Here is a 1,278-nt window from a genome sequence, read left to right on the forward strand (position 1 = left end):
TGGGCTTGACCCCGTTTGGTGGACACAGGGTCAGGCGGCTTGTGCCGTCTGAGTGATCCGGTTCTCGTAGTCGACCGGGCAGATCATGCCGATCGCCGAGTGGCGCCGGCGGCGGTTGTAGACCCGCTCGATCCAGTCGCCGACGGCGAGCTTAGCGGCCGCCTGGGTGGGCCACAAGTAGCGGTCGTAGAACTCGACTTTCAGTGTGGCCCAGAATGATTCCTGCTGGGCGTTGTCCCAGCACACCCCGGTACGGCCCACCGAGCGGGCCAGGTTGTGATCGTGGGCGAACCGAGCCAACTGCGCGCTGGTGAACTGGCAGCCGCGGTCAGCATGCAGCACCACCTGCTCGGCCAGCTCGCCGCGCATCGCCACTGCCATCGCCACGGCCGCCTCGACCAGGTCCGTGCGCATGTGCTCATCGATGGCCCAGCCGATCACCCGTCGGCTGCAGCCGTCGCGGACCGCACACAAATACAGCCAGCCCTCACCGGTACGCAAATAGGTGATGTCCGACGTCCAGACCCGGTCTAGCCGCCCGGCATCGAAGTGGCGTTTGACCAGGTCTTTGGGCACTGGGGCATCCAGATCGACGATCGTGGTCACCGGCGCGAAGGTGCGCGGACTGACCCCGGCCAGGCCCTGGCGGCGCATCGAGGCGGCCACCGTCTTACGCGACACCGTCTCACCGCCCTCGCGCAGGTCGGCCAGGATCCGCGGGGCGCCGTACACGCCGTCAGAGGCCTTGTGGAAGGCTGCGACCTTGGCATCCAACTCGGCGCGCCGGCAAGCCGCCGCCGACGGTCCGCCGGCCTGAGTCTTGCGCCACTTGTAGAACCCTGAGCGAGAGACTTCCAGCAGTTCGCACATCCGGGTGATCGCGTAGGTGGCCTTCTCCGCTTCGATCAGAACGTAGGCGTCTACGGGTTCTGTTCGGAGGCGAAGAAGGCCGCGGCTTTTTTCAAAAACTGCCGGTCTAACCGTAACTCGGCGTTCTCTTTACGCAGCCGCTCCAACTCGGCCCGCTCATCGGCATCAAGCACCGCGCCATTATCGTCGTCGTCGCGGGCCTGGCGCACCCAGCGCCCGAGCAACTGCTCACCCACGCCGATCTCCGCCGCCACATGGGCGATCGGACGACCCGTCTCGATCACCAGGCGGGCAGCCTGCTCCCGAAACTCGCGGGTGTACTTCTTCCGCTTGCCCGACATACGGACATCCTTCCCGCGGGACCAGCAGTCCCACCAGTCAGGTGTCCACCATCAGGGGTCAACCCCA

1 protein-coding gene is annotated in these 1,278 nt (G+C 66.2%); it reads right to left on the bottom strand.

From position 1 onward, the window contains the following. Positions 1-30: 30 nt before the first annotated feature. A protein-coding gene (locus J3476_RS25485; protein WP_207069078.1) for an IS3 family transposase occupies positions 31-1,211 on the bottom strand; the annotation gives its coding sequence in 2 pieces (ribosomal slippage) (positions 31-950 and positions 950-1,211; 1,182 coding nt in all). Positions 1,212-1,278: the final 67 nt, after the last annotated feature.

This window comes from Mycobacterium sp. PO1 (genome assembly GCF_017312405.1).
Taxonomy (GTDB): Bacteria; Actinomycetota; Actinomycetes; order Mycobacteriales; family Mycobacteriaceae; genus Mycobacterium.